The 19,033-nt window shown below is 70.8% G+C and carries 22 protein-coding genes; 14 read left to right on the plus strand and 8 right to left on the minus strand.

Annotated features, from left to right (window positions below; genetic code table 11):
- Positions 1–29: 29 nt before the first annotated feature.
- Positions 30–260 (minus strand): hypothetical protein, encoded by a 231-nt coding sequence (locus tag ABZU52_RS15035; protein ID WP_354971613.1) that lies wholly within the window; start codon positions 258–260, stop codon positions 30–32.
- A gap of 505 nt (positions 261–765) precedes the next feature.
- A complete protein-coding gene (locus tag ABZU52_RS15040) occupies positions 766–1,680 on the minus strand; it encodes a DNA-processing protein DprA (RefSeq protein WP_354971614.1) in 915 nt (304 codons plus the stop codon).
- A gap of 195 nt (positions 1,681–1,875) precedes the next feature.
- Here ABZU52_RS15040 and ABZU52_RS15045 point away from each other — a divergent pair, with 195 nt between their 5' ends.
- Both ABZU52_RS15045 and ABZU52_RS15050 read left to right on the plus strand, forming a co-directional pair.
- Positions 1,876–2,184, plus strand: a complete 309-nt coding sequence (locus ABZU52_RS15045) for a hypothetical protein (protein WP_354971615.1) — start codon at positions 1,876–1,878, stop codon at positions 2,182–2,184.
- A gap of 19 nt (positions 2,185–2,203) precedes the next feature.
- On the plus strand, positions 2,204–3,349 hold the full coding sequence (locus tag ABZU52_RS15050) for a site-2 protease family protein (protein ID WP_354971616.1): 1,146 nt from the start codon (positions 2,204–2,206) through the stop codon (positions 3,347–3,349).
- 78 nt (positions 3,350–3,427) lie between these two features.
- On the opposite strand, the gene ABZU52_RS15055 is transcribed toward ABZU52_RS15050, so the two are convergent.
- Together ABZU52_RS15055 and ABZU52_RS15060 are read right to left on the minus strand one after the other, a co-directional pair.
- Positions 3,428–4,699, minus strand: a complete 1,272-nt coding sequence (locus tag ABZU52_RS15055) for an FAD-binding protein (protein ID WP_354971617.1) — start codon at positions 4,697–4,699, stop codon at positions 3,428–3,430.
- The gene (locus ABZU52_RS15060; protein WP_354971618.1) at positions 4,696–5,448 is read right to left on the minus strand and encodes a hypothetical protein; all 753 of its coding nucleotides are present in this window, start codon (positions 5,446–5,448) and stop codon (positions 4,696–4,698) included. The genes ABZU52_RS15055 and ABZU52_RS15060 overlap by 4 nt, the downstream gene beginning before the upstream one ends.
- A gap of 119 nt (positions 5,449–5,567) precedes the next feature.
- On the opposite strand from ABZU52_RS15060, the gene ABZU52_RS15065 reads away from it, so the two are divergent.
- Complete coding sequence (locus ABZU52_RS15065; RefSeq protein WP_354971619.1) at positions 5,568–5,990, plus strand: hypothetical protein; 423 nt, start codon at positions 5,568–5,570, stop codon at positions 5,988–5,990.
- A 32-nt stretch (positions 5,991–6,022) separates the two neighbouring features.
- On the opposite strand, the gene ABZU52_RS15070 is transcribed toward ABZU52_RS15065, so the two are convergent.
- On the minus strand, positions 6,023–6,952 hold the full coding sequence (locus tag ABZU52_RS15070) for an LLM class F420-dependent oxidoreductase (RefSeq protein ID WP_354971620.1): 930 nt from the start codon (positions 6,950–6,952) through the stop codon (positions 6,023–6,025).
- 98 nt (positions 6,953–7,050) lie between these two features.
- Between ABZU52_RS15070 and ABZU52_RS15075 the strand changes: the two genes are divergently transcribed.
- Entirely contained in the window at positions 7,051–7,362 is a 312-nt protein-coding gene (locus ABZU52_RS15075; RefSeq protein WP_354971621.1) for a metalloregulator ArsR/SmtB family transcription factor, read from the plus strand.
- Positions 7,363–7,893 (plus strand): SRPBCC family protein, encoded by a 531-nt coding sequence (locus ABZU52_RS15080; RefSeq protein WP_354971622.1) that lies wholly within the window; start codon positions 7,363–7,365, stop codon positions 7,891–7,893.
- A 32-nt stretch (positions 7,894–7,925) separates the two neighbouring features.
- Here ABZU52_RS15080 and ABZU52_RS15085 read toward each other — a convergent pair whose 3' ends face one another.
- The 3 genes from ABZU52_RS15085 to ABZU52_RS15095 all read right to left on the minus strand — a co-directional run bounded on the left by ABZU52_RS15085 (position 7,926) and on the right by ABZU52_RS15095 (position 11,060).
- A complete protein-coding gene (locus tag ABZU52_RS15085) occupies positions 7,926–8,963 on the minus strand; it encodes a hypothetical protein (RefSeq protein WP_354971623.1) in 1,038 nt (345 codons plus the stop codon).
- Positions 8,964–9,633: 670 nt separating this feature from the next.
- The gene (locus ABZU52_RS15090) at positions 9,634–9,840 is read right to left on the minus strand and encodes a hypothetical protein (RefSeq protein WP_354971624.1); all 207 of its coding nucleotides are present in this window, start codon (positions 9,838–9,840) and stop codon (positions 9,634–9,636) included.
- A gap of 200 nt (positions 9,841–10,040) precedes the next feature.
- Positions 10,041–11,060, minus strand: coding sequence for an aldo/keto reductase (locus ABZU52_RS15095; RefSeq protein ID WP_354971625.1), 1,020 nt, complete (start codon positions 11,058–11,060; stop codon positions 10,041–10,043).
- 131 nt (positions 11,061–11,191) lie between these two features.
- On the opposite strand from ABZU52_RS15095, the gene ABZU52_RS15100 reads away from it, so the two are divergent.
- From ABZU52_RS15100 to ABZU52_RS15140, 9 genes are all read left to right on the plus strand, one after another.
- On the plus strand, positions 11,192–11,794 hold the full coding sequence (locus tag ABZU52_RS15100; protein WP_354971626.1) for a TetR/AcrR family transcriptional regulator: 603 nt from the start codon (positions 11,192–11,194) through the stop codon (positions 11,792–11,794).
- Positions 11,795–11,921: 127 nt separating this feature from the next.
- Positions 11,922–12,812, plus strand: a complete 891-nt coding sequence (locus ABZU52_RS15105; protein ID WP_354971627.1) for a helix-turn-helix domain-containing protein — start codon at positions 11,922–11,924, stop codon at positions 12,810–12,812.
- A 63-nt stretch (positions 12,813–12,875) separates the two neighbouring features.
- Positions 12,876–13,457 (plus strand): dihydrofolate reductase family protein, encoded by a 582-nt coding sequence (locus ABZU52_RS15110; RefSeq protein WP_354971628.1) that lies wholly within the window; start codon positions 12,876–12,878, stop codon positions 13,455–13,457.
- Between the two features lie 80 nt (positions 13,458–13,537).
- Complete coding sequence (locus ABZU52_RS15115) at positions 13,538–14,017, plus strand: hypothetical protein (RefSeq protein ID WP_354971629.1); 480 nt, start codon at positions 13,538–13,540, stop codon at positions 14,015–14,017.
- Positions 14,018–14,092: 75 nt separating this feature from the next.
- Positions 14,093–15,250, plus strand: coding sequence for an MFS transporter (locus tag ABZU52_RS15120; RefSeq protein ID WP_354971630.1), 1,158 nt, complete (start codon positions 14,093–14,095; stop codon positions 15,248–15,250).
- 83 nt (positions 15,251–15,333) lie between these two features.
- Positions 15,334–16,278 (plus strand): RNA polymerase sigma-70 factor, encoded by a 945-nt coding sequence (locus tag ABZU52_RS15125; protein WP_354971631.1) that lies wholly within the window; start codon positions 15,334–15,336, stop codon positions 16,276–16,278.
- Positions 16,279–16,360: 82 nt separating this feature from the next.
- Positions 16,361–17,548, plus strand: coding sequence for an FAD-dependent oxidoreductase (locus ABZU52_RS15130; protein ID WP_354971632.1), 1,188 nt, complete (start codon positions 16,361–16,363; stop codon positions 17,546–17,548).
- Between the two features lie 121 nt (positions 17,549–17,669).
- Complete coding sequence (locus ABZU52_RS15135; RefSeq protein WP_354971633.1) at positions 17,670–18,221, plus strand: sigma-70 family RNA polymerase sigma factor; 552 nt, start codon at positions 17,670–17,672, stop codon at positions 18,219–18,221.
- Positions 18,218–19,024: a hypothetical protein gene (locus tag ABZU52_RS15140; protein ID WP_354971634.1), complete on the plus strand. Its 807-nt coding sequence runs from the start codon at positions 18,218–18,220 to the stop codon at positions 19,022–19,024. The genes ABZU52_RS15135 and ABZU52_RS15140 overlap by 4 nt, the downstream gene beginning before the upstream one ends.
- Positions 19,025–19,033: the final 9 nt, after the last annotated feature.

Genomic DNA, 19,033 nt, shown 5'->3' on the forward strand with positions numbered 1-19,033 from the left:
GCCATCGAGAGGCCCTTCGGCAGTGCGGCTCAGTCAAGCTCTGCGGCACAGACCGCCGGGTCGAAGATCGAGTTGCGGATCGCCGCCAGCAGTGGGGCGGAGGGTGGGTGGTCGGGGTTGACGTGGCGGCCGAGCACGACGATCGCGACACGCTCGGCGCCCGCCTGCTTCAGGGCGTAGGCGAGCGACTGGGCACGCGCACCGGTGGTCCACGTGTCGTCGATGACAAGCGCCCGAACCGGTTCTCTCAGGTCCGGCACCTCAGCCGCGAACCAGTCCGTCTGGAACTGGCGTTCGCCAGCGCCGTACCGAGGGTCGGCGACGGCGGTTATCCGAGGCAGGCCGACCCGCTGAGCGCAGAGAGCGTCAAGGGGGTGCCGGCCCGGACGTCCCTAAGTGCTCGGAACGGTGACGACATGGGTGGGCTCGCCCTCCAGCCGGCTGGCAAGGCAGGCGCGATGATCGCGCAGGAAGAGCAGCAGGAGGGCCAGGAGATTCCAACCGGCCTGGGCCGGCGGACGAATTGCCTTGTAGGCCCGAAGGTTGTGGTGATGCTGACCGGTCCGAGGCGAGTAGGAGACCGGGACCACAAGGTCGGCCAGGACGCCGCGCGACCTGGTGTGGTGCGTCTGGCAGGGGAAGCAGAGCGGATAGCCCGCTGTGCGTACACCTCGACATGTCGGGCAGATCCACGAATAGGCCGGCAGGGGATTGCTCAGATAGTTGCGCTGGAGCTCGACGTACTGGCGGATGACACCCCAGGAGTCAGAGTGTGACGAGGTCAGGAAAGCCCTCCATACCCGTTCCGGTCGGCATGCGATCAAGGATGCCGTCGACAACGTCGAGGAGTTCGCTCATGCCGCGCACCACGTGAACTCCAGGGTTGTCGGCGAACGACCGTGCCCACTCGTGCTGCATCACCTGATTGGTCAGCACAACCGGGCGGCCGTGCTGGAGTGCAAGGCGTGCCTGGATCCGAGCGCCACTCTTCGCTCCGGCCTCGACCACCACCGTGGCCGCCGCGTATCCACTCATCACGGCGTTGCGCATGGGGAAGCTCTGCTTTGTGGGTGGCGCGTCCGGCCAGAACTGGCTCAGTACGAGTCCCACGTCCGCGATGTGGTCCTGGAGGCGGCGATTGGTGGCCGGGTAGTACCGGCGGATGCCGGTACCGATCACCGCCACCGTCCGACCACCCGCCTCCAGGGCCGCCTCATGCGCCGCCGTGTCGATCCCCTTGGCCAGGCCGCTGACCACGGTGACTCCCTGCCGCGCCAGCGAGGTGGCAACGGCCTTCGCGATCCGGACACCGTCGGCAGAAGCCTCCCGGCTGCCCACCACGGCGATCGCGCGGAAGTCAGGAACCAGTGCCCCCCGGGCGAAGAGAACCGGAGGCATTTCCCGAATGGCCCGAAGCTGCTGGGGATAATCATCATCGAAGAACGCACGGACGATGATCGCGTGCGACTGCCACGCCTCAATCTCGGCGAAAGCTGCTTCGATCAGAGCGTCAGCGGAGCCCTCGTCCGCGAACAGTCCGTCCGTTTCGACGAGCGCACGGCGGAGGACGCTCGACGCGCTGCCCACGTCCTGGATGTCAAGGGCGATCTCGGACCAGCTCACGCCCGTCCGACGCAGCAGCGCGACCAGGGCTGCTCGCTCCGCCACCGACTTCTCCACACGGATGATCGTAGGGCCTGCTGCGACGAGAGGCCGCCGTTGCCCCAGCCAGCCGGGCTTCACGTCACGTCGCCATCTCGTCAGCCGATCACTCACCGACCGAACATATGTTCGGACAGTGAGGCCGTCAAGGGCGACTCGCTGGCTTCGCCCACCTGGCGCGCAGGTCTTCCGCCGTCACAGGATCAGGCTGGCGTGGTACGCCATTCCGGTGTCCTTGCCGCACTGGGAACCGACAGCACCCCGTACAAGACGGACGTCTGGATGCTCGGCGACCGGGAGAAGACTGCCATCGATCGACGGGCACTGCACCAGTGGTTGTGCCGCCCCATCTCCGTTCGAGACCTGACCACCGACACTCCGCTGCCGGACACCATCGACCCTGGTCCACTGCTTGAGGTGGCGGAGCGCGGTCGGATGGAACTTGGGCAGATGTTCGCTCGGCACGGCCAACCGATCACACCCACCGAGACGCCATCTCGTCGGCTGGCATGGGCAGGCTGAGTAGGGGTATGAGCCAGGGATGAGGGCCAGTTTCCGGCTTGGCCGGGTCGCGGGGGTGCCGGTCGGCGTCAACTGGAGCGTGCTGGTCATCTTCGCGTTGATCGCCTGGGGGTTGGCCGCGAACCAGTTCCCCCGCTCGTACCCCGACCGCTCGCCGGTGGCGTACACCCTCGCCGGGCTGGCCGCGGCGGTGGTGTTCTTCGTCGGCCTGCTCGCCCACGAGGTGTCGCACGCGGTGGTGGCCAAGCGCAACGGGCTGACTGTCGACGGCATCACGCTGTGGCTGTTCGGCGGCGTCGCCGAGTTGCGCGGCGAGCCGCGTGATCCGGGCGCGGAGCTGCGCATCGCGGGCATCGGCCCGCTGGTCAGCCTGCTGATCGGGGCGTTCTTCGGTGCCATCGCGGCGCTGCTCGCGCTGGCCGGGCAGGGCGGGCTGCTGTTCGGGTCGGTGGCCTGGCTGGCGGGGATCAACGTGCTGCTGGCCATCTTCAACGTGCTGCCGGCCGCGCCCCTGGATGGTGGTCGGTTGCTGCGCGCCGCGGTCTGGAAGGCCACCGGTGACCGGACCCGGGCGTCAGTGGTCGCCGCCCGGGCCGGCTGGGTGCTGGGGGTGCTGCTGATCGGCCTGGGGCTGTGGCGGTTCCTGTCCGGGGTGGGTTTCGGTGGGCTGTGGCTGGCGCTGATCGGCTGGTTCCTGATCGGCGCGGCCGGGCTGGAGGAGCGGCAGGCCCGCACCGGCAACGCGCTGCGCGGGATCCGGGTGGGCGACGTGATGACCCCGCAGCCGCAGACCGCCTCGGCGGAGATGACGGTCGCGGACTTCGTCGACCACTACCTGTTCGCGTACCGGCATTCGGCGCTGCCGCTGACCGAGGAAGGCCGGCCGGTCGGCCTGGTCACCGTCGACCGGGTGCGCGGCGTGCCGCCGGAGCGGCGGGCATCGACCACGCTGGCCGAGGTGGCCTGTCGAGCCGACCAGTTGGTGCTGGCCCAGCCCAACGAACAGCTCAACGACCTGCTCCCCCGACTCACCGAGTGCGCCGACGGCCGAGCCCTGGTGGTGACCGACGACGGCCACCTGACCGGCATAGTCTCCCCCAGCGACATCAGCCGAGCCGTCCAACGAAACACCCTCCGCACCCCCACCCCCACCCGATCCCGTTGATCATGAAGTTATTGCCCCGACACGCCGGGCCGAGTGGCAATAACTTCATGATCAACGGAGGTCAGCAGCAGGGGTGGCTCAGCGGGGGAAGTAGCGAGTCAGGTGCTCGGTTTGGAACTTGCCCTTCGGGTCCAGGTCGGTCAGGAGGGTGGTGAAGTCGGCGTGGCGCGGGTAGCGGGCGGCGAGCTCGGCCGGGTCGGTGACGAAGACCTTGCCCCAGTGTGGGCGGGGCGCGAACGGCGCCAACCGCTCCTCCACGGCGGCCAGCACGGGCAGCACCGCCGCGGTGTCCCCGATCCAGGTGAAGTGCAGCACGAAGCTGTCCCGCCGGTAGTTCGGGCTGAGCCACAGCTCGTCGGCCGCCACCGTGCGCAGCTCGGACACCAGCAGCACCGGGGCGATCAGGTCCGCCACGTCGTCCAGCGCGGCGAGCGCGTCGGCCGCCGACGTCCGCGCGACGTGGTACTCGGACTGCAGTTCGTCGCCGCTGCTCGGGGTGAAGCCGAGCTTGAAGTGTGGCAGCCGCTCGTGCCACGGGCCCGGCTCGCCGAGCTGCGGGGTGCAGTTCTCCGCCGGCATCCCGAGCACCGGGTGCCGGGGCTGGTCGGCGGCGGTGGTGCCCAGCCAGTCCGCCGGGGGCGGCGGCTGGTCCGCCAACTGTTTGCGCCACACCTCGCGCAGCCGGGGCGTACGGAAGTCGGTGAAGACACTCACGCTGTACGCCGAGCCGAGCGCCTCGTCCAGCGCCGTCCGGTCGAGGTCGAGGCGCACGTACTGGCGCAGCGCGAAGGTTGGCACGACGTCCACTGTGACCCGGGTGACCAGGCCGAGCGCGCCGAGCCCCACCACCATCCCGGCGAACGTGTCGTCGTCGCGGTCGACCCGGAGCAGCTCACCGTCGGCGGTGACCAGCTCCAGGCCGGCGACCGCACTGGCCAGGTTGCCGTGGGTCTGGCCGGAGCCGTGGGTGGCGGTGGCCACCGCGCCCGCCACCGAGATGTGCGGCAGTGAGGCGAGGTTGGCCAGCGCGTACCCCTGGGTGTGCAGCTGTCGGGCGATGTCGCCGTAGCGCAGCGCGCCGCTCGCGGTGACCTGCCGCCGCTCGCGGTCCACCTCGACGACCGGGGGCAGCCCGGCGAGGCTGACCAGGTCTCCGTCGGTGTCGCCGAGACGGTTGAAGGAGTGCCCGCTGCCCACCGCCCGGATCCGGCTGCTGCCGGCGACGAGCCGGCGCAGTTCGTCGACGGAGCTGGGCCGGTGGAACGCCTTCGCGGCGTACCGCACGTTGCCGGCCCAGTTGCGGCGCGGAACGTCGGTGGTCGACGCGGCCTGCGGTCCCTGCGCGGTCATGTGGCGGTCTCCCGATCGGTGGTCTGCTGGTCGGCCAACGCGGCGACGAGGGTGTCCAGAACCGTATCCGTCTGGAACGTGCTGTAACCACGCTGGGCGATCGGCAGACCGGCCGTGGTGGCGCGTTCGATCTCCCCCCGGGCGGCCTGCCGGGTGGACGCGTCCCCGGACATCAGAGCGTCCTGGCCGCGTCGGATCAACCGGTCCACCCGGTCCATCTGGTAACCACGCAGGCCGACCGGTAGATCCGGGGCGTCGAAGGCGGCGCGACGCAGCGCGAGCAGGTCGACGAACCGGCCTCCGGCATGGCGGGTGAGCGCGGCGGACACCTGCTCGGGCTGCTCGCGGACCTGGTCGAGAACGAGCAACTCGATGGCGGGTCGGCCGTCGAGCGGATGGCGGGCGGTCACCGGCCCGATCGTCACACCCGGCACGGGCACCAGCAGCAGTCGCGGTGGCTCGGGATGGCCGTCGCGTCGGGGCGGCTCGTCGAGGACCAACGCGCCAACCTCGGCCCACTGGATATCCCGGCGCAGGCCGGGCCGCCGGATGCTGAGCCCGTCCGCGTGGATCCCGAATCGGAACGGACGCAACGCGCTGACCAGCGCCACCGCGCCGAGCGCGATCGCCCCCACCGCGATGATCGTCCGTAGCAGGGCGCCGTCGCTGGGATAGACCAACAAGAGCACTCCACCGAGTACGCAGACCAGGGCGAGCACGCGGGCGCCCCGACTCCGGCGCAGTTCCACGCTCGAACCCCCGTTCATGACCGTGGCGTCGGTCCCCGCATCTTCCGCCAAACCGGGCACCGAGGACACCGGTCGATCGGGCACGGTTGTTCTCGTCATCGTCGGGGAACCCTACGCCCATGAGCAGCTACCGTGATCCGGCCGCACGAGGTGACGTCTTCCCCTCCGAGGAGGAGCTGGACCCGACCGGCACCGGGGTCGAGCAGGCCAGCGCACCACCGTCGGGTGGGGTGCCGAGCCATCCGTCGCCCACACCCGGCCCTCGGCCCACCCCGGCACCCGCGCCCGCCCCGACGCCGGTGCCGGTGCCCGGGCCGCCACCGCGTGCCCCCGGCGCGCAGTCGATCGTGACCCGCCACCTGGACGGCTCGGTGGAGGTGGTCACCGACCTGGACGGTGACGGTGTCGCCGACGTCGTCCAGATCGACGTGGACGGTGACGGGATCCCGGACATCACCTTTGTGGACAGCGATCGCGACGGGCGGTTGGACACCGTGCTGGGCGACCAGCACGGGGTCGGCACGGGTGCCCACCGCGCCTGACCGGCGGCGGCTTCCACGGCCATCCGGCCGGCTCAGAGCTTCGTCATCACCTCGCTGGCGACCAGCTCCAGGTGCTCCAGGTCGCTGAGGTCCAGCACCTGGAGGTAGAGCCGCTCGCTGCCGATGTCCGCGTACCGGCCGATGGTGTCCAGCACCTCAGCGGGCGTCCCGGCCAGGCCGTTGGCCCGCAGCTCGTCCGGTTCGCGGCCAATGGCGGCGGCCCGGCGGGCCACCTCGGCGTCGTCGCGCCCGCAGCAGAGCACCAGGGCGTTGGACCAGACCATCTCGGCCGGGTCCCGGCCGATCTCGACGCAGGCGGCGCGGACCCGCTCGAACTGCGCCGCCGTGTCCGGCACCGAGGCGAACGGCAGGTTGAACTCGTCGGCGTAGCGGGCGGCCAGCCGAGGGGTGCGCTTCGGGCCCGTCCCGCCGAGCAGGATCGGTGGACGCGGCTGCTGCACCGGCTTGGGCAGGGCGGGCGAATCCCGGACCGGGTAGTACCGGCCGTCGTGGTCGAACCGCTCCCCCACCGGCGTGGACCAGAGCCCGGTGATGACGGCGAGCTGCTCCTCCAGCCGGTCGAACCGCTCGGCCAGGGGCGGGAACGGGATGCCGTACGCGCTGTGCTCCTCGGCGTACCAGCCGGTGCCGATGCCCAGCTCCACCCGGCCGCCGCTCATCTGGTCGACCTGCGCCACGGTGATCGCCAGCGGGCCGGGCAGCCGGAAGGTGGCGGCGGTCATCAACGTGCCGAGCCGGATGCGGCTGGTGTCCCGGGCCAGACCGGCCAGCGTGGTCCACGCGTCGGTGGGGCCGGGCTCGCCGGTGCCGTCACCCATCAACAGGTAGTGGTCGGACCGGAAGAACGCGCCGTAGCCGGCGTCCTCGGCGCAGCGGGCGACGGCGAGCAACTGGTCGTAGCTGGCGCCCTGCTGGGGCTCGGTGAAGATCCGAAGTTCCATGATCCGAGCATAGGGAGCCGATCGGTGCCGCCGCGTCGGGACGCAGACTCCGGTCATATGCTTTGACAGTCATATGACCAACGAGGCATATTAGGGCGGTGTCCACCGACGTCTTCACCGTCCTCGCCGAGCCCACCCGACGCCGGATCCTCGATCAGCTCCGCGACGCCGATCGCAGCGTCGGCGAGCTGGTCGACGCGCTCGGGGTCACCCAGCCGGCCGTCTCCAAACACCTGCGGGTGCTTCGAGACGGCGGCTTCGTCACCTGCCGGACGGCCGCTCGACAGCGGATCTACCGCCTCGACCCGGGCCCGCTGCGGGACGTCGACGGCTGGCTCGACCCGTACCGCCGGCTCTGGGCCCGACACCTGGACGCCCTGGAACGGCACCTCGACAGTCAGGAGCAGTGAATGGACCGCGACGCCTTCCGCCCGAGCCCACCCGCCGAGGTGCGCGCCGAGCCCGCCGACGCCGGCGCGACACTGGTCTTCGTCCGCGACCTGCGGCATCCGCCGGCCACCGTCTGGGCGGCACTGACCGACCCGGCCCAACTCGCCCAGTGGGCGCCGTTCCTCGCCGACCGCGATCTCGGCAACGCCGGCGACGCCGTGCTCACCCTCGTCGACGGCGAGACCATCCAGCAGCAGCCGGCGACGGTACGCCGGGCCGAGCCGCCGCACCTGCTGGAGTACACCTGGGGCGACGACCTGCTGCGGTGGGAGCTGAGCCCGCTGGGCGGCGGCACCCGACTCACCCTGCGACACACCGTCGCCGGCCGGGGGATGCTGCCGATGGTCGCGGCCGGCTGGCACCTCTGCCTCGACGTGGCCGACCGGCTGCTCGACGGCGACCCGGTCGGCCCGATCCGCGGCGCGGAGGCCAAGGACTTCGGTTGGCCCGAGCTGCGCGACGCGTACGCCGAACGGCTCGGTGAGGGCTGACCGGCACCAGCCCCGGAGCCGCCGGGAGCCGGTCAGACGTACGGCCGCTTGACGTACGCCGCGCGGAGCGCCGCCAACCCGACCGCCTTCGGCGTCAGCGTGCCCCACCCGGAGTTGAGGTAGTTGGTGCGCACGATCCGTGGCCCACGCTCCGCGTTGAGCTGGGCGATCGCCGGCGGCACGGTGGCGATCCAGGCTGCCTGGTCCGGGATCTCGGCCTTCCTGACCCCCCACTCGGCGATGATCACGGGTCGGGACAGCGCCACCGGGCCGAGATCGGCCACCGCCCAGTCCTTGGTACGACGAAACCGTGCCAGCGCGGTGTGGCTGGCGTTGGTGGCGTACGCGTTCCACTGGAGATGGTCGAGGCGGGACATCAGCGTCTCCGGGTGGGTGCGCTGGAAACAGGCCCGGTCAAAGCCGCCCAGCCCCACCGAGAAGGTCGTGCCAGCCGGCAGCTTGCGCGCCTTGAACCACGTCAGGATGTAGTTCACCGCCTGCACCGCCCGAGCGTCCGACCCGGCCCAGGTGTACGCCCTGCCGTCCTCGGTGGTGCCGAACTCGTGATCGGTGTCCAACTCCGAGGCGAGCTGGATGTTCACCCCGAGGCCGAGCGTCCGGTACTGCGACAGGGCGCGGGCCAGCAGCCCGTCGCACTGCCCCTTGAGCACCTGGCCGTACCCGTACGCCCTCGGCCAGGTCGTGCCGGGTCGCTGCTGGATGGTCATCGACGGCGCCGGCACGGTGTAGCTGATGCCGTCCACCACGAAACGCTGCGGTCCCTGGTTCGGAGCGCCGTAGTGCTTCAGCTCCAGGACCATGTTCATCTGCACTCCGGCCCTGCCCAGGGTGACCAGCCAGGGCCGGTTGTAGCCGGGGAAGATGTAGCCGTCGGCGAGGCTGCGGTACTGGGTGAGGGACCGGAAGTTGCCCCCCGCCATGTCGGCGGTCGGATCGGCGCCGCCGGACAGGTAGTAGCCACCGAGCACGGGTTGGCTCAGGGTGTAGTCGGCGGCGGCCGTCGCGGTGTTGCCGGCGGCGTCGCGGACCTGGACGGTGACCCGGGGCATCACGCCACCGACCGATACACGACCACGGAGCCGTTGTCGGAAACCCGGGTCCAGGTACGTCCGGAGTTGCCGGTGACGGTCAACAGCACTGGTCACCCGGCCCGAAGACGGATGTGTTCAAGGCTGCGGTCGCGGTGGGAGCGGCCATGTCGGGCCCTTCTGGCTCGGTCGCCAGGGCTCGGCGCGCGGTTAGCGACGCCGGACCCAGCGGGGTCCACAGTGCGAAAGGCCGGCGGGGCACGGGGACGGCAGGCACGGCAGCTGTGCCGTGACCGCCACGGCGTCGAGGCCGAGCTGGGTCAGGGCGGCACCGGCGCGGACGATGCTGTCCGCGCCGGGCCGGAGGATCGGGATGTGGCCAGCCACCCGTCTACCTCCACCTGCCCCAAGGGTGCTCTACCAGGGGCTTTACCGTCTTGTCCGGTCTGCGACAACCTCCGGCGAGGCTGCGCGCCCAACTGATCAACTCGGGTTCATTGACGTCGCGGTATCCCGCACACCGGAACACCCCGACGTCAGCAACACCGAGTCGATCAGCTCTTGAGCAACCGCCGGCCCCGCTGTGACACGATTCCGCAGCGCTGGCGTCAGTTGAGGTGGTCGGCGGAAACGGTCTGGAGCAGCCAGGCCAGCGGCATTCGTGCCCGCGCCTCGTAGGTGCCGTCCCCGCTCAACCGGTGCAGGGTGACACGACGAGCACGACGTCGGTGACCGTGGCCCAGACGCTGCGGGAGGGCGGCTTACGCCAGACACTCACATCAGGGATACGGCCACCGTCACCGTCCGGTCCGGAGATGCGCACGCCGACGGCCTGAAGCACCTGCTCGGCGGGCCACCCCGCCACGATCAGCCAGGCGAAGAGGCGACTGGCGATCATGGCGTGCTCCGAATCGAGCGGCGGCATGACCGACAGGACCCCTCAGGGCTGGTCTCGTAGCGGTGACCGTTCGGATCCGCGGCGTTCATCGCCGCCACGTCGTCGAGCGTCACAACGGCGGGCATGTGCATGCCGACAGCCTCAGCGCTCATGAGCCTCACCCTAGGTGACCAGCGGCGCCGACCACCGCACCCGAAGGCTCAGCGACGGCGCCGCGCCGGGTCGAGGAGCGCGGGCGGGGTGTCGAACTTCTCGTGGGCGGCAAGGTCGACCCCGGGTGCGACGATCGCGTCGATGGCGTCGAGCACGTCGGCCGGGAGCACGGTGTCCGCGGCGGCGAGCTGTGCGTGCAGGTGGTCGATGGTGCGCGGGCCGATGATCGCGCTGGTCACCGCCGGGTGCGCGGTGACGAACCCGAGGGCGAGCTGGATCAGGGTGAGCCCCGCCTCGTCGGCGACGGTGGCCAGTTGCTCGACGGCGTCGAGCCGGGCCTGGTTGGCCGGAACGCTGAGGTCGAAGCGGGCGGGCAGGAGCGTCGAGCGGCTGGTGGTGATCTCCCGGCCGGCCCGGACCGCGCCGGACAACCAGCCGGAGGCGAGCGGGCTCCACGCGAGCACGCCGAGCCCGTACTGCTCGGTCACGGGCAGAACGTGGGCCTCGATCCCTCGTTGCAGGATCGAGTAGCTGGGCTGCTCGGTGACGTAACGCCCCAGGTGGTGCTCCCGCGCGGCCCACTCGGCCTGCACCAGCCGGTACGCGGGGAAGGTCGACGAGCCGAAGTAGCGGATCTTCCCGGCCCGTTGCAGGTCGGTCAGCGCCGACAGGGTCTCCTCGTCGCTGGTGGTCGGGTCCCACCGGTGGATCTGGTAGAGGTCGACGTGGTCGACGCCGAGACGACGCAGGCTGTTGTCCAGCTCGGTGACGAGCCAGCGGCGCGAGCTGCCGCGCTGATTGCGCTCGTCGCCCATCGGCATGCCAGCCTTCGTGGCCAGCACGATGTCGTCGCGGCGCCCGGCGATGGCCTTGCCGACCATCTCCTCCGACTCGCCCTGGCTGTACATGTCGGCGGTGTCGATCAGGTTGATTCCGGCCTCCAGCGCGGCGTCGACGATCGCCGTCGCCTCGTCCTGGGTGGTGCGCCCCAGCTTGCCGAAGTTCATCGCGCCGAGCGCGAGGGTGCTGACCTGGACGCCGGTGCGCCCCAGGGTGCGGTACTGCATGACTGTTCCTCCACGGAAGGGTGAGTGGCAATGGCCCACCCGCTCTGGCATTCTGAGCAAGTGGAACCACGTTCCGCTAGGAACGATACGGAACGCGGTTCCGTTTGCCAAGTGATGGGGGTAACAGCGCGGTGGGCGACATGGACAGCGGATCGGGACGCTCGACCCCGCGCAAGCGGGCCGACGCTCGGCGCAACGAGGCGACACTGCTGGACGCCGCCGCCGCGGCCTTCGTCACCTCGGGCGTCGACGCACCCGTACGCGACATCGCCGCCCGGGCGGGCGTCGGTGTGGGCACGTTCTACCGCCACTTCCCGACCCGCGCCGACCTCATCGTGGCCGTGTACCGGCACCAGGTCGAGGCGTGCGCGGAGGCCGGGCCGATACTGCTGGCCGCCAGCAGCACACCGCACGCCGCCCTCGCCCAGTGGATCAACCTCTTCGTCGATTTCCTGGTCACGAAGCACGGCCTCGCCGAGGCGCTACAGTCCGACAACGCGGCCTTCGAGACGCTGCACGCCTACTTCCTGGACCGTCTCGTGCCGGTCTGCGCCCAGTTGCTCGACGCCGCTGCCGCAGCGGGCGAGATCCGTCCCGACGTGACAGCCTTCGAGTTGCTGCGCGGTGTCGGCAATCTCTGCATCGGCGCCGGCGAGCCCCGCTACGACGCGCGTCGCATGGTCGAACTCCTCGTCGCCGGGCTGCGCCGACACCAGAGCGCCGGGCCGCGATAGCTTGCTGATCATGGCGGACTGGAGGATCCGACCGGCCATGATCGCGGACGTCGAGGCTTCACAAGTTGGGGTGTAGTTGGGGACCGAGATGCGCCGGGGTGCCCGTCAGGGATCGGGCGCCGGCTCGATGCTGGCGGCGGCGCGTGATGCCGGATGGGCCGTCGGCGATGATGTCGGCGTGGAGTATGTGTCCAGGGTGCCCGGTCCGCCGCTGGACGGACTGATCGACGACCTCTACTACCTGGAGGGTGCCCCGCCGTACTCCCGGTTGATGCTGCCGGCGGCGCCTGCGCCATTGCTCATCGTCAACCTCGGGGCGCCGTTTCTCATCCGCGCGGGCACCGACGTGGAAGCCGTGGAGTACGCCGACGGCTGCGCGGTCACCACGCCCACCCGTGCGTGGGAATTCGGCTATCCAACCCCGACCCGGTCCGTGGGCGTCCACTTCAGGCCGTGGGGGCTGGCACCGTTCCTTCCGATGCCCGCGGCCGAGTTGTGCGATCGACCGGCAACGGTCGAGCGGATCTGGGGCCAGCCCGCTATCGCGGAGTTGCGACGGCGGCTGAGCGTGGCGGACGCACCGCACGAAGTGCTGATGTTGCTCGAGGAGGAACTGGTGCGACGGCTGCGGGTGATCGACGGTCTTGACCTGGTCCGCCAAGTGAGCAGCGCCGTCGCGGCGACAGGCGGGACAGTGCCGATCAGCGACATCGGTGTGGCGGCCCGCGCCAGCAGCACGTATTTGGCGAAGCGGTTCAAGGCCGTAGTCGGTGTCACGCCGAAACGGCTGGCTCGCAGCTACCGCTTCAGCTCCACGGTGTTGGCGCTCGACGTGGCTGCACCGATCGATTGGGGAGACGTTGCCGCTGGCGCTGGCTACTTCGACCAGGCCCACTTTGTGCGCGAGTTCCGGGAGTTCACCGGGCTCACGCCGACCCGGTACGCCGAAGTCCGGCGGCGATTCCTGCGCGATCATCCCGACCACGTCCTGGACGGCTGGCCGCTGCCAGCCGATTGATTTCGTACAAGAGCGACAGCTCACGCCGCACGAGACTTGGGACTCCAAACAGAGGAGGAACCCATGGGAAAAGTGGTTATGAACGCGTCGGTTTCGGTGGATGGTTTCATCGCGGCTGAGAACGACGATCCCGGGCCGATCTTCGAGTGGCTGGTCAGCGGTGACGTGCCGTTGGACGAAGGTGGCGTTCTGAAGGTGTCGCAGGCGTCCTACGACCACATCCGGCCGTACTGGGACGAGATCGGAGTGACGATCGCCGGCCGCCACGTCTTTGACATCACCGACGGCTGGGATGGGACGCCTCCGAGTGGGATCGACCATGTGGTCGTGGTGAGTCACCGTGGCGCGCCTGAGGGCTGGGACCCCCAGGCGCCCTTCCACTTTGTAGACGGCATCGAGGCAGCCGTGGCCAAGGCGCGAGAGCTTGCGGGTGACCGCACTGTCGAGGTCGCTGCTGGCGACGTCGGCGGCCAGGTGCTCGCCGCAGGTTGGGTCGATGAGGTACGCATGGACGTCGCACCCGTCGTGCTCGGGTCCGGTAAGCGTTACTTCGGCTCCGTCGACGCGCAGCACCTGCTGGAAGGCCCAGACGTAGTTGTTCAGGGCAACCGGGTGCTTCACCTGCGCTATCAGGTGCGCCGTTGACCGATCTGAGTGGGTACGCGAAGAAGTCCGCTGCGAATGCCCAGACCCACACCCCGGCGGTGTCAATGTAACGTTGACAGATGACCTCGGAGCTGGCTCGGTTGGCGGAGGTTCGCGCCACCCGCGCTCGGCTGGACGAGCAGGAGCTGGAGATCATCGACCGGGCGCGCCACGACGGTGCGACGTGGGCGCAGATCGCGACGGCACTCGGCCTCGGCAGCCGGCAGGCCGCCGAGCAGCGTCGACAGCGGCTCGTGGCGGCGCGCTGGTCGCGGCGGCAGCAGCTCGACCGCCGGTTGCCCCCGCAGATCGCGGCGCTACGGGCGGCGGTGGTCGACCTTGGCCGCTGGATCGGCGCCGATCAGCGGTGGGACAGCCGATTTCGTCGTGCGGCACTCGTGCGCAGCACTGTGGACGCCGCGCTGGATGCCGCCCCGGGCTCGCTGTACGCGTTGGCCCTGCACCTCGCCGCCGACCTCGCCGAAGCGGGCGAGCGACTGCCCGCGCCCGCTCGAACCGCCGCAGCCAGGATCGACGCCGCCCTGTCAATGGTGCGTTGACAGGGCACATCAACGTTGCCAGCACTCAACTCAAGGCTGAGGATGTGAGTCACCTCGACTCAGCTCGGAGTGCTCATGCGTCGCAACGCGAGCCTGTTCGTGGCGATCTCCCTGCTGTCCGGCTTCGGCAGCAGCGCGATGTCCCTGGTCGCCGGCATCTGGATCCTGGACCTCACCGGCTCCACCAGCCTCGCCGCTCTCGCCGGCCTCTGCGTGTACGCCCCGGTGCTCGCCGGCCCGTGGCTGGGCGGTCTGCTCGACCGGGCGCCCCGACGGCCGCTGGTCATCGCCGTGAACCTCATCCTGGCCGCCGCCCTGCTGACACTCCTCACGGTGCGGGGGCCGGGGCAGACCTGGCTCATCTTCGCCGTCTCGTGCGCCTACGGCGTCAGCTACGTGCTGATCGACGCCGGCGAGACGGCGCTGCTGCCGTCGGCGCTCGCGCCGACCGAACTCGGCGACGTCAACGGGTGGCGCTCCAGCGCCCAGGAGGGCATGAAGCTCGTCGCTCCCCTGGTCGGGGCCGGCCTCTACGCGTGGCGGGGCGGCCCCGCGGTCGCCGTGCTCAGCGCGGCCATGCCGGTCCTGGTCGCCGTCCTGTACGCGGTGCTCCGCCTGAACCGGACCCGCGCCGACCAGCCCACCGAACGCGGCGGCGGCCCGCGTACCGGATTGGTGGTCCTGTTCGGACAGCGAGCGACACGTCTGCCGGTCGTGCTCGCGGCGGTGTCCATCGCCATGTCCGGATTCACGACGGCGGGAATCTATGCGATCGTCGTCGCCGAGCTACGGCTGCCGACGACGTTTTTGGGTGTGCTGGCCAGCGCGCAGGGCGCCGGTTCCATCCTCGGCGGCCTGATCGTCGGCCGGCTCATCGCGGCCAGGGGTGCCGTCGCGGTCGGTGTCGCCGGCACGGCGCTGTTCGCGCTCGGCTGCCTGGCGCGTTGCCTGCCGTGGTGGCCGGCCACTGTCTTCGGGGCGGTGGTGGCCGGCGTCGGCCTGCCCTGGACCCTGGTCGCGGCGGTGACCGCCGTGCAGACCCACACGCCGTCGGCGCTGCTGGGACGGGTCTCGGCAACGGCCAACACCGCGATGTTCGGACCCCTCGTCGTGGCCATCCCGCTCGGCTCCGCGGCCGTCCACCTCGGCGCCCGCCCGCCGCTCATCACCGCCGCAGCGATCTGCCTGATCGCAGTGGCGGCGGCGCCGCCGGGCGATCCGTTGATCAAGTGACGAAAAACAGGTCAGGAACGGCGCGTAAAGCTACTTTTCATCACTTGATCATGGCGCGAGCGGTGGGTGGATACTGTCTAGTCATGCCGCTCAGTCCGGACGAGGTCGAGCTGTTCGAGCACTCCAGGGCCCGCCTGGAGGCGATCGCCTATCGCCTGCTGGGCTCGGCCAGCGACGCCGAGGACGCCGTCCAGGACACCTTCCTGCGCTGGCAGGGCGCCGACCGGGAGCACGTCGAGACGCCCGAGGCGTGGCTGACGAAGGTCCTCACCAACGTGTGCCTCAACCAGTTGACGTCGGCGCGGGCCAGGCGGGAGACCTATGTGGGCACGTGGCTGCCCGAACCGGTCCTCGCCGGTGACCGGATGCTCGGCCCGCTCGACACCGCCGAGCAGCGCGAGTCGGTGTCGATGGCGGTGCTCACCCTGCTGGAGCGGCTGTCGCCCAACGAGCGCGCGGTGTACGTGCTGCGGGAGGCGTTCGGCTACTCGCACGGTGAGATCGCCGAGATCCTCGGCATCACCGAGTCGAACTGCCAGCAGACCTACCGGCGCGCCAAGCGGCACGTCACCGCCGAACGGGCTCGCGCGGAGGTCGACCAGACCGCTGCCCGGAAGATCGTCGCGGAGTTCCTCACCGCGGCCAACAACGGCGAGATCCAACGGCTGGTGGAGTTGTTGACCGACAACGCGACGAGCATCGGTGACGGCGGCGGCAAGATCCCGGCTCGGACCGCGCCGATCGTCGGCGCACTGGCGGTGGCGAAGTTCCTGCGTGGCCTGTTCAAGCCCGCCGACGTCAAGCGGGCCCTGGTCGGCGGCAGCCCCGCCCTGCACATCGCCACCGCCAACGGCGCTCCGGCGGTGGTGGTCGTGATCGACGACCAGGTCATCGGGGTCATGTCCGTGGAGGTGACGCCCGACGGTGTCGCGGCCATCCACAGCCAGGTCAACCCGGACAAGCTCGTCCGCGCCACCCGGCAGTGGCTCGCCTCCGCGCACGGGGAGCCCACGCTGCACGTCTGGTGACCCAGCTCATAGCCCACTCCTGTCAGGAATCGCGTCGCTGTCCGGTTCAGGTAGCGACCGCCACCGAGACAGGAGTGCCACCATGAGACACCGCATCGTCGTCCTCGGAGCCGGCTACGCCGGTGCCACCGCCGCCGGGCGCCTCGCCAAGCGGCTGCACCGCGACGACGCCGAGATCATCATCGTCAACGCCGACGCCGACTTCGTCGAGCGGGTCCGCATGCATCAACTCGCCACCGGGCAGGACCTCAGGCGCCGTCCGCTCGCCGAGATCTACGCGGGCACCGGCGTCGAGGTGCGACTGGCGCGGGTCACCGCCGTCGACGCCGACCGCCGGACCGTCGCGCTCGCCGACGACCACGGCACCGACGAGATCGCGTACGACACGCTCGTCTACGCCCTCGGTAGCGCCACCGCTGACCATGGCGTCCCCGGGGTCGCCGAGCACGCGTACGACATCGCCGGCAGGCCCTCGGCGCTGCGGTTGCGCGACCGCCTCGCCCAGCTCGCGCCCGGTGCGACGGTGCTCGTCGTCGGCGGGGGCCTCACCGGCCTCGAAGCGGTCACCGAGATCGCGGAGACCCGGCCGGACCTCGACGTCACGCTCGCCGCCCGCGACGGTCTCGGCGACTGGCTCAACGACAAGGCGCAGCAGCACCTGCGCGGCGTCTGCGACCGGCTCGGCGTCACCGTCCACGAGCACACCGACATCGCGCGGGTCGCGCCCACCGGTGCGGTCACCCGCGACGGTCGGGAGATCCCCGCCCAGGTGGTCGTGTGGACGACCGGCTTCGCGGTCCACCCCATCGCCGCCGCCACGACGCTGGCCGTCGCGGACACCGGGCAGATCATCGTCGACGCCACCATGCGGTCGGTCTCCCACCCCGAGGTGTACGCGGTGGGCGACGCCGCGATCGCCGAAGGGCCGGGCGGCAAGCCGCTGCGGATGTCCTGCGCCTCGGGCGTCCCGATGGCCTGGCAGGCCGCCGACGCCATCGCCGCCCGCCTGACCGGTCGGGAGAAGTTCCCCAAGGCTCCACTGCGCTACTTCAACCAGTGCATCAGCCTCGGCCGCCGCGACGGCATCATCCAGTACGTGACCGCCGACGACCGGGCCAAGCCGTCCCTGCTCACCGGTAAGCTGGCGGCCCGCTACAAGGAGTTCGTCTGCGCGGGCGCGGCGTGGGGCATCTCGCACCCGATCCTGTACCCGGTGCGCCGCCACCGCATCACCGCCACTCGAACGGAGACCCTCGCCGCCGCATCGTGAGCGGCTTCGTCGGGCGGCGACCCGTGACGCCGACGCGCTGATCGTCGCCCCGACGACTGAATGTGACGGCGATCACCCCAGCGCGAGACCCGATCAGGAGGACGTCGTCGTCTTACCCGATGTGAGACGACGACTGGACGCGGCCGACGAGCAGGAACTCGTACGCCGCGTGGCCCGTGGCGATCGGCGGGCCTTCGACGAGCTCTATCGGCGCACCGCACCGTGGCTGGAGGTGCGGCTGCGCCGTCGCTGCGCCGATCCGGACGTGGTCGCCGACGTGCTCCAGGAGACCTACCTGGCGGTCTGGCGGGCGGCCGGCAGCTTCGCCGGCGACCACGTCCGGGGCAGCGCCGTCGGCTGGTTGTGGACCATCGCCGCGCACCGCCTGGTCGACGCGTTCCGACGCCGATCCCGACAGGCCCAGCTACCGCAGGTCCATCCGACCGACACCGTCGTGCCGGCCGCCGAGGACGAGGTGATGGCGGGCCGCGTCGGGCAGGAGCTCGAACAGGCCCTGGCCACCCTGCCACCCGAGGTGCGCGAGGTGCTGCGCGCCACAGTCCTCGACGGCTTCACCATCCGCGAGACGTCCGTGCTGCTGGGCGTACCCGAGAACACCGTCAAGTCCCGGGTACGCCGCGCCCGGATCGCCCTGCGGGAGGCACTGTCGTGACCACGCATCCCACCCTGAGCGAGATCGACAGCTACGCCGCCGGCGACAGCGGCCAGGACGAGGCGACCGTCTGGTCGATCGAGGTGCACCTGGAGAGCTGCGCCGACTGCCGGGCCCGGCTGGCCGGCAGCACCACGTCCGCGTCGCGCGCCCTGATCGCCGAGGTCGCGGCCGCCGTCGACAGCGAGATCGCCGCCGGGCCCGTCCCGACAACCGGGTCCCGCTTCCGTACGCCGGTGCGGCAGCGCTGGTTCGTGGCGGCGATGCTCCCCTGGGTCGCCATGACCGCCGCCGTGCTCGGCACCGCCACGCTGCTCACGCGACTCCTGCCCGAGCTGCCCTCGATCGTGCTGCTGCTCGCGCCGCTGGCGCCGCTGCCCGGTGTCGCGGCCGCCTGGAGCAGGCGCGTCGACCCGGCCTGGGAGCTGATCGCCGGCACCCCCTCGACCGGTCTGACGATGCTGCTGCGGCGCACCGCCGTGGTGCTGGTCCTCGTCATTCCGGTGCTCGCCGTGTCCGCCTCGTTCGGCCCGAGCCGGGCGAACCCCGCGCTGATGCTGCTGCCGTGCCTGGCCTTCACCGCCGCGACGCTGCTGCTCGGCTCGGTCATCGGGGTCCACCGTGCCGCGATCGGCCTGATGGCGGCCTGGACCGCCGTCGTGGTCGCACCCAGTCTCGCCACCGCCGAACTGCCGGCACTGCTGGAGCCCGCCGCCACCGGCGGGTGGGCCATCCTCACCGCGGTGCTGGTCGCCCTGACCTCTCTCCGCGCCGGCAGTTTCCGGCGCCTTACCTCGTACTGAAGGGATCCG

Origin of the sequence: Micromonospora sp. NPDC005220 (assembly GCF_040607895.1) — a bacterium.
Lineage (GTDB): Bacteria > Actinomycetota > Actinomycetes > Mycobacteriales > Micromonosporaceae > Micromonospora.

Coding starts and splice junctions, on each gene's coding strand:
- ABZU52_RS15050 (WP_354971616.1), top strand. CDS start 2,204: ATGAGGGCCAGTTTCCGGCTTGGCCGGGTCGCGGGGGTGCCGGTCGGC.
- ABZU52_RS15055 (WP_354971617.1), bottom strand. CDS start 4,699: ATGACCGCGCAGGGACCGCAGGCCGCGTCGACCACCGACGTTCCGCGC.
- ABZU52_RS15065 (WP_354971619.1), top strand. CDS start 5,568: ATGAGCAGCTACCGTGATCCGGCCGCACGAGGTGACGTCTTCCCCTCC.
- ABZU52_RS15070 (WP_354971620.1), bottom strand. CDS start 6,952: ATGGAACTTCGGATCTTCACCGAGCCCCAGCAGGGCGCCAGCTACGAC.
- ABZU52_RS15080 (WP_354971622.1), top strand. CDS start 7,363: ATGGACCGCGACGCCTTCCGCCCGAGCCCACCCGCCGAGGTGCGCGCC.
- ABZU52_RS15085 (WP_354971623.1), bottom strand. CDS start 8,963: ATGCCCCGGGTCACCGTCCAGGTCCGCGACGCCGCCGGCAACACCGCG.
- ABZU52_RS15090 (WP_354971624.1), bottom strand. CDS start 9,840: ATGATCGCCAGTCGCCTCTTCGCCTGGCTGATCGTGGCGGGGTGGCCC.
- ABZU52_RS15095 (WP_354971625.1), bottom strand. CDS start 11,060: ATGCAGTACCGCACCCTGGGGCGCACCGGCGTCCAGGTCAGCACCCTC.
- ABZU52_RS15105 (WP_354971627.1), top strand. CDS start 11,922: ATGCTGGCGGCGGCGCGTGATGCCGGATGGGCCGTCGGCGATGATGTC.
- ABZU52_RS15110 (WP_354971628.1), top strand. CDS start 12,876: ATGGGAAAAGTGGTTATGAACGCGTCGGTTTCGGTGGATGGTTTCATC.
- ABZU52_RS15115 (WP_354971629.1), top strand. CDS start 13,538: ATGACCTCGGAGCTGGCTCGGTTGGCGGAGGTTCGCGCCACCCGCGCT.
- ABZU52_RS15120 (WP_354971630.1), top strand. CDS start 14,093: ATGCGTCGCAACGCGAGCCTGTTCGTGGCGATCTCCCTGCTGTCCGGC.
- ABZU52_RS15125 (WP_354971631.1), top strand. CDS start 15,334: ATGCCGCTCAGTCCGGACGAGGTCGAGCTGTTCGAGCACTCCAGGGCC.
- ABZU52_RS15130 (WP_354971632.1), top strand. CDS start 16,361: ATGAGACACCGCATCGTCGTCCTCGGAGCCGGCTACGCCGGTGCCACC.